This is a genomic window from Curtobacterium sp. B8, assembly GCF_000333315.1.
Lineage (GTDB): Bacteria > Actinomycetota > Actinomycetes > Actinomycetales > Microbacteriaceae > Curtobacterium > Curtobacterium luteum.
Window position 1 is genome coordinate 1 of record NZ_BACW01000037.1, and the last position, 7,670, is coordinate 7,670.

Consider the following 7,670-nt stretch of genomic DNA (forward strand, 5'->3'; position numbering starts at 1 on the left):
GGGGAGTTCCGTCGTGGCGGCAGTGGCGACGAGCACGTCGTCCGCGACGTCGAAACCCGACACGACCAGGCGTCCGCCGAGGACCACCGCGAAGTCCTCGAGCCCGATCGGCGCCGTGGTGTCCCCCGGAACCCGGCGGACGCCGACGGTCCCGCGGTCGAGCACGGTGACGAGGACGTCGTCGCCGTGCAGCACCGGCGTGCCGGTGACGTCCACCGTCTCCCGGGCGGTGAGCCGCACCGGGTCGGACCCGTGGTCGGCGCGCCACAACCCCTGCGGCTCCGCGACGAGCGTCCCGTCCGCGTGCGACGCCCCCGTGTAGAAGACGGTGCCACGGGGCGTGACGACGGTCTGGTCGGAAGAAGGCGATGCTCGACCGCATCAACGCCGGCGAGCTCCCCGAGGGCCTCGAGGAGGCGCTCCCGGTCTTCCCGACCGAGAAGGCCGTCTCGACCCGTGCCGCGTCCGGCAAGGTCATCAACGCCATCGCGCCGCTCATGCCCGAGTTCTGGGGCGGTTCGGCCGACCTGGCCGAGTCGAACCTCACCACGATCGAGGGCGCCAAGTCCTTCGGCCCGGCCGAGGCCTCGACGAAGACCTGGAGCACCGACCCGTACGGCCGCGTGCTGCACTTCGGCATCCGCGAGCACGCGATGGGTTCGATCCTCTCCGGCATCGTCCTGCACGGGAACACCCGCCCCTTCGGCGGCACCTTCCTCATCTTCAGCGACTACATGCGCCCGGCGGTCCGTCTCGCCGCGCTCATGAAGGCGCCGGCGATCTACGTCTGGACGCACGACTCGGTCGCCCTCGGCGAGGACGGCCCGACGCACCAGCCGATCGAGCAGCTCACCGCCCTCCGCGCGATCCCGGGTCTCGACGTCGTCCGTCCGGCCGACGCCAACGAGGTCGCCTACGCGTGGCTCGAGATGCTGAAGCACAAGGACCGCCCGGCCGGCATCGCGCTGAGCCGTCAGAACCTCCCCGTCTTCGAGCGTGGCGAGGGCGAGGCCTCGGGTGAGACCTTCGCGTCGGCCAAGAACGTCGGCAAGGGCGCGTACATCCTCGCCGAGGCGCCGAACGGCACCCCGGACGTCATCCTCATCGCGACCGGCTCCGAGGTCCAGATCGCCGTCGAGGCGCGCGAGCAGCTCAAGGCCGAGGGCATCAACGCCCGCGTCGTGAGCGCGCCGTCCCTCGAGTGGTTCTTCGAGCAGTCGGAGAACTACCGCGACCAGGTGCTCCCGAAGGACGTCACCGCCCGCGTGTCCGTCGAGGCCGGCATCGCCATGAGCTGGCGCGACATCGTCGGCGACAAGGGCCGCAGCGTGTCGATCGAGCACTTCGGTGCCTCGGCCGACTACCAGACGCTCTTCCAGGAGTTCGGCTTCACGACGGAGCACGTCGTCGCGGCCGCGAAGGAAAGCATCGCGGCCTCCTGACCCACCAGGGCCGGGTCCGGTCACCCGGATCCGGCCCTGCTGCCGGGAGGCGCGGCTCGGCCCCGCCACGCGCCCCCGGTCCTAACGACCACGGCCAGACGGCCGACGAAGGAAGAAGAACAACACATGGCTGAGACCACCCCCACCGCCGCCCTCTCCGAGGTCGGCGTCAGCATCTGGCTCGACGACCTCTCGCGCGAGCTCCTCGAGACCGGCAAGCTCGAGCAGCTCATCGCCGAGAAGAACGTCGTCGGCGTCACCACGAACCCGACGATCTTCGCGTCCGCCCTCGCCAAGGGCGAGCGCTACGACGCCCAGGTCAAGGAGCTCGCCGCCGCGGGCACCGACGTCACCGACGCGATCTTCGAGATCACCACGCAGGACGTCGCCGACGCGTCCGACGTCTTCAAGCCGATCTACGACGAGACCAAGGGCTTCGACGGCCGTGTCTCGATCGAGGTCGAGCCGGGCCTCGCGCACGAGACCCAGAAGACCATCGAGCAGGCCAAGTTCCTGTTCGACAAGGTCGGCAAGGAGAACGTCCTCATCAAGATCCCGGCGACCGTCGAGGGCCTCGAGGCCATCACCGAGGTCATCGCCGCCGGCATCTCGGTCAACGTGACCCTGATCTTCTCGCTCGAGCGCTACCGTGCCGTCATCGACGCGTACCTCGGCGGGCTCGAGAAGGCCAAGGCCGCCGGCCACGACCTCTCGAAGATCCACTCGGTCGCCTCGTTCTTCGTGTCCCGCGTCGACTCCGAGATCGACAAGCGCCTCGACGCCGTCGGCACCGACGAGGCCAAGGCCCTCAAGTCGAAGGCCGGCATCGCCAACGCACAGCTCGCGTACCAGGTCTGGACCGAGGCGTTCGCCACCGAGCGCGCCCTCGGCCTCCTCGAGTCCGGTGCGAACACGCAGCGTCCGCTGTGGGCCTCGACCGGTGTCAAGGACCCGTCGCTGCCCGACACGCTCTACGTGACCGAGCTCGCCGCCCCGAACACCGTGAACACCATGCCGGGCAAGACGCTCGACGCGACGTTCGACCACGGCGAGATCCACGGCGACGCCATCGCCGGCTCGTACGACGCCGCGCAGGAGGTCCTCGACCAGGTCGCCGCGCAGGGCATCTCCTACGACGAGGTCGTCGCGCTGCTCGAGAAGGAGGGCGTGGACAAGTTCAACGTCTCCTGGGGCGAGCTCGTCGACACCGTGAAGAACGCCCTCGAGGGCGCGAAGTAGCGTGACCGTCTCCATCGCCGCCAGCGGCGCGGCTGCACGGGCCATCGACACGGTGGTCCCGCAGCTCGTCGCCGACCTGGTGGCGTCGGGCATCACGGCGCAGGACCCCGGTCTCTGGGGCCCTGCCGCCGAGTCGGAGGCGTCGAAGCGTCTCGGGTGGACGGAGGCCGTCTCGGTCTCCCGTCCGCTCGTCGCGGAGATCACGGCGCTGCGCGAGCAGCTCGCCGCCGACGGGGTCGACCACGTCGTCCTCGCCGGCATGGGCGGCTCCTCGCTCGCGCCCGAGGTGATCACGCGGACGTACGGCGTCCCGCTGACGGTGCTCGACTCGACCGACCCGGGCCAGGTCCGGGCGGCGGTGGGACACGACCTCGAGCGCACCGTGCTCGTGGTCTCGTCGAAGTCCGGCTCCACCCTGGAGACCGACTCGCAGCGACGGGTGTACGAGCAGGCGTTCCGTGACGCGGGGATCGACCCCGCGTCACGGATCGTCGTCGTCACCGACCCGGGCTCCTCGCTCGACGACCTCGCACACGACGCCGGGTACCGCGTGTTCACCGCGGACCCGGACGTCGGTGGCCGGTTCTCGGCCCTGACCGCGTTCGGCCTCGTGCCGTCCGGGCTCGCCGGCGCCGACATCGACGAACTCCTCGACGAGGCCGACGCCATCTCGGTGCTCCTCGCCGTGGACACCGACGAGAACCCTGGACTGGTCCTCGGCGCCGCCCTCGCGACGCTCGACCCGGCCGTGGCGAAGATCGGCATCGTGCCGGACGGCACCCACATCGTCGGGTTCGGCGACTGGGTCGAGCAGCTCCTCGCCGAGAGCACCGGCAAGGACGGCAAGGGGCTGCTGCCCGTCGTGCTGACGCCGGACTCCCCCGAGGTCACCGCGGGCCTCGCCGACCTGCAGATCGTCCGGATCGTCGGTTCGCGCGAGGACGAACGGCACGTCGCCGAGGGCGAGGTCGAGATCGACGGCACCCTCGGTGGCCAGTTCCTCGTGTGGGAGTACGCGGTCGCCGTCGCCGGGCGCCTCATCGGGATCAACCCGTTCGACCAGCCCGACGTCGAGGCCGCCAAGGCCGCGGCACGCGGGCTGCTCGACGACGGCCCCGCGCCGACGGAGCCGGCCTTCACCGAGGGCGGCACCGCCGTCCGCGCGACCGCCGGTCTGGCGGTCGGGACGACGATCGCGGAAGCCGTGACGGGCCTCCTGGCCGGACTCGACGCGACCGGCTACCTGGCCGTGCAGGCGTACGTGGACCGCACCGCGAACCGCGACCTCGAGTCGCTCCGCGACGCCTTCGCGGCGCGCAGCGGCCGACCCGTCACGTTCGGCTACGGCCCGCGCTTCCTGCACTCGACCGGGCAGTACCACAAGGGCGGACCCGCGAACGGCGTCTTCCTGCAGATCGTGGCCGACGAGGCGGAGGACCTGGCGATCCCAGGCCGCTCCTTCACGTTCGGCCGACTCATCCAGGCCCAGGCCGCCGGCGACGCGAGCGTCCTCGCGCAGCACGGCCGGCCGGTCCTGACCCTCACGACGTCGGACGTCGCCGCTGCCACCGCAGCGTTGCGCGCCGCCGTCTCCCTCTGACTCGTAAGGAGTTCACCGACTCATGTCACCGGTGGCGATCACCCCGGAGCACAACCCGCTCCGGTTGCCGACCGACCGACGTCTGAACCGGATCGCGGGCCCCAGCACCCTCATCATCTTCGGCGTGACGGGTGACCTGTCGCGCAAGAAGCTGATGCCCGCGGTCTACGACCTCGCGAACCGGGGGCTGCTGCCACCCGGCTTCGCGCTCGTCGGGTTCGCCCGGCGCGACTGGGAGGACCAGGACTTCTCCCAGCTCGTGCACGACGCGGTCCGGGACCACTCCCGCACCCCCTTCGACGAGGCCGTCTGGAAGCAGCTCGAACAGGGCATCCGCTTCGTGCAGGGCTCGTTCGACGACCCCGAGGCGTTCCTCGAGCTCAAGCGCACCGTCGACGAGCTCGACGCCGAGCGCGGCACGCTCGGCAACCACGCCTTCTACCTGTCGATCCCGCCGAAGATGTTCCCGGTCGTGACCGAGCAGCTCAAGGTCTCCGGGCTCACCGAGAAGTGCGACGGCTCCTGGAGCCGCGTCGTGGTCGAGAAGCCGTTCGGCTCGGACCTCCGCACCGCACGCGAGCTGAACGCGATCGTCGAGAGCGTCTTCGCTCCCGACGACGTCTTCCGCATCGACCACTACCTCGGCAAGGAGACCGTCCAGAACCTCCTGACGCTCCGGTTCGCGAACCAGATGTACGAACCCATCTGGAACTCGAACTACGTCGACCACGTGCAGATCACGATGGCGGAGGACATCGGCGTCGCCGGACGTGCCGCGTACTACGACGGCATCGGGGCGGCGCGCGACGTCATCCAGAACCACCTGCTGCAGCTCCTGGCGCTCACCGCGATGGAGGAGCCGGTCTCGTTCAAGGCCGCGGACCTCCGTGCCGAGAAGGAGAAGGTGCTCTCCGCGGTCCGGCTCCCGGCCGACCTGGCGACGGCCACCGCCCGCGGGCAGTACGCCGGCGGGTGGCAGGGCGGCGAGAAGGTGCTCGGGTTCCTCGAGGAAGCGGGCATGAACCCCGAGTCCACGACCGAGACCTACGCTGCGATCAAGCTCGACATCGCGACCCGCCGCTGGCAGGGCGTCCCGTTCTACCTGCGTGCGGGCAAGCGCCTCGGCCGCCGCGTCACCGAGATCGCGATCGTGTTCAAGCGCGTCCCGGAGGACGTGTTCGGCATCCCCCAGTCGCCGCTCGGCCAGAACGCGCTCGTGATCCGCGTCCAGCCGGACGAGGGCGTCACGCTCCGCTTCGGTTCGAAGGTGCCCGGCGTCGGTACGCAGGTGCGCGACGTGACGATGGACTTCGGCTACGGGCACGCGTTCACCGAGGCCTCACCCGAGGCGTACGAGCGACTCATCCTCGACGTGCTCCTCGGCGACCCGCCCCTGTTCCCCCGTCACCAGGAGGTGGAGCTGTCCTGGAAGATCCTCGACCCGATCGAGGAGTTCTGGCGGGAGCAGGGTCAGCCCGAGCAGTACCGTCCCGGCACGTGGGGCCCGGCGTCCGCCGATGCCCTGCTCGCCCGCGACGGCCGGACCTGGAGGCGTCCATGAAGATCGACATGCCGAACACCACGGTCTCGAAGATCCAGAAGAAGCTCGTCCACATCCGCGAGGAGGGCGGTGCGGTCGCACTCGGCCGCGTCCTCACGCTGATCATCTCGACGGCCCTCGGCCACGAGGAAGAGGCGATCAACGCGGCGAACGAGGCGTCCCGCGAGCACCCGATGCGCGTCATCATCGTCTCGAAGAACGAGGGCGACACGAAGTCCCCGGGCCGTCTCGACGCGCAGATCCGCGTCGGCAGCGACGCGGGTGCGAGCGAGGTCATCGTCCTCCGCGCCTACGGCGAGACCGCCACCGACGAGGAGAGCCTCGTCACGGGTCTCCTGCTGCCGGACGCTCCGGTCGTGGCGTGGTGGCCGGATGCCGCTCCGGCGCAGCCGTCCGAGTCCGCTCTGGGCCGGATCGCCCAGCGCCGGATCACGGACGCCGCCGCGCAGAAGGACCCGAACGAGGCCATCGCGGCGCTCGGCGCGTCCTACGTCCCGGGTGACACCGACTTCGCGTGGACGCGTCTGACGCTCTGGCGCAACCAGCTCGCCGCGGCGCTCGACCAGCCGCCGTACGAGCCGGTCACCGCGGTGGAGGTCTCCGGGGCGTTCGACAGCCCGTCGACGATCCTCCTGGCAGCCTGGCTGCAGCTGCAGCTCGAGGTCCCCGTGGCCGTCGTCACGTCGCCGCGTGCGACCGGCTCGAGCGGGATCCACGGCGTCAAGCTCGTCCGCGAGTCCGGCGCCATCGAGCTCGAGCGCTCCCTGGTGGACGTCGCGACGCTCTCGATGCCGGGCCAGCCGACGCACGACCTGTCGCTGCCGCGCCGCAACCTGCGCGACTGCCTGGCCGAGGAACTCCGTAGACTCGACCCGGACGTCCTCTTCGGAGACGTCGTCAAGCACGGGGTGCCCCAGCTGCGCGAGTCCATCGCCGGCTGAGCACACCACTCGACCGGTCCGTCCGCACCCGCGGGCGGACCGGTCGGACCGAAGGCGGTCCGCTCGCCGGCCTGCCGACCTCGAACACGGGAGTCACGTGACCAACGAACGACGGGTGCTCGTACACCCCGACAAGCAGGCCCTCGGCGCGTCGGTCGCCGCACGCTTCATCACCAAGATCATCGACGTGCTCGACGAGCAGGAGCGCGCGGACATCGCCATCAGCGGCGGTTCCGTGTCCACCCTCGTCCTCGCGGCGATCGGGCAGTCGCAGGCTCGTGAGAGCGTCGACTGGTCGAAGGTGCACGTGTGGTGGGTCGACGAGCGCTGGGTGCCCGCCGGCGACGCCGACCGCAACGACACCGGGACGCAGTCGGACTTCTTCGAGCACGTCGACATCCCGGCGGAGAACATCCACCCGATCGCGACGTCGGACTCCGGCCTGTCGATCGAGGACGCCGCGCTGCAGTACGAGCGCGAACTGCAGGACGCCGCTCCCGAGGGTGCCGCCGCGCCCCGGTTCGACATCACGCTGCTCGGCGTCGGCCCCGACGGGCACACCGCGTCGCTGTTCCCGGAGTTCCCGCAGCTCACCGTCACCGACCGTGCCGTGCTGCCGGTCGACGACTCCCCCAAGCCGCCGCCGCAGCGCCTGACGCTGACCTACCCGGTGATCAATGCGTCGCAGCGTGTCTGGGTGATCCTGTCCGGCGCCGAGAAGGCGTCCGTGCTCGGGCTCGCCCTCGCCGGCGCCGCCGTGGACGAGGTCCCCGTCGGCGGCGTCCAGGGTCGGAAGCGCACCGTCTTCTTCGTCGACCAGGACGCCGCGCGCGACGTCCCGGAGAACCTCATCGCGTCGACGTACTGACGCGGGACCCCGGACGGGA

The 7,670-nt window shown here is 70.7% G+C and carries 6 protein-coding genes and 1 pseudogene; 6 read left to right on the forward strand and 1 reads right to left on the reverse strand.

What is annotated here, in order from left to right; translation table 11 throughout:
* Positions 1-240, reverse strand: a 240-nt coding sequence (locus I59_RS18825; RefSeq protein WP_222834977.1) for a hypothetical protein, incomplete at its 3' end; no start/stop codon positions are given.
* Between the two features lie 119 nt (positions 241-359).
* Between I59_RS18825 and I59_RS01135 the strand changes: the two are divergent.
* The 6 genes and pseudogenes from I59_RS01135 to pgl all read left to right on the forward strand — a co-directional run.
* Positions 360-1,442: pseudogene (locus I59_RS01135) on the forward strand (transketolase C-terminal domain-containing protein); the annotation flags it as partial.
* A 126-nt stretch (positions 1,443-1,568) separates the two neighbouring features.
* Complete coding sequence (gene tal, locus I59_RS01140; protein WP_022902303.1) at positions 1,569-2,681, forward strand: transaldolase; 1,113 nt, start codon at positions 1,569-1,571, stop codon at positions 2,679-2,681.
* A 1-nt stretch (position 2,682) separates the two neighbouring features.
* Entirely contained in the window at positions 2,683-4,281 is a 1,599-nt protein-coding gene (locus I59_RS01145) for a glucose-6-phosphate isomerase (protein WP_022902304.1), read from the forward strand.
* A gap of 22 nt (positions 4,282-4,303) precedes the next feature.
* Entirely contained in the window at positions 4,304-5,842 is a 1,539-nt protein-coding gene (gene zwf, locus I59_RS01150; RefSeq protein WP_022902305.1) for a glucose-6-phosphate dehydrogenase, read from the forward strand.
* Positions 5,839-6,783 (forward strand): glucose-6-phosphate dehydrogenase assembly protein OpcA, encoded by a 945-nt coding sequence (locus tag I59_RS01155; RefSeq protein WP_022902306.1) that lies wholly within the window; start codon positions 5,839-5,841, stop codon positions 6,781-6,783. Before zwf ends, I59_RS01155 begins: the two co-directional genes overlap by 4 nt.
* 97 nt (positions 6,784-6,880) lie before the next feature.
* The gene (pgl, locus tag I59_RS01160) at positions 6,881-7,651 is read left to right on the forward strand and encodes a 6-phosphogluconolactonase (RefSeq protein ID WP_031272339.1); all 771 of its coding nucleotides are present in this window, start codon (positions 6,881-6,883) and stop codon (positions 7,649-7,651) included.
* The last annotated feature ends 19 nt before the right edge of the window (positions 7,652-7,670 follow it).

Bases quoted from the DNA above. Each gene is read 5' to 3' on its own strand.
- zwf (WP_022902305.1), top strand. From the start codon at position 4,304: ATGTCACCGGTGGCGATCACCCCGGAGCACAACCCGCTCCGGTTGCCG.
- I59_RS01155 (WP_022902306.1), top strand. From the start codon at position 5,839: ATGAAGATCGACATGCCGAACACCACGGTCTCGAAGATCCAGAAGAAG.
- tal (WP_022902303.1), top strand. From the start codon at position 1,569: ATGGCTGAGACCACCCCCACCGCCGCCCTCTCCGAGGTCGGCGTCAGC.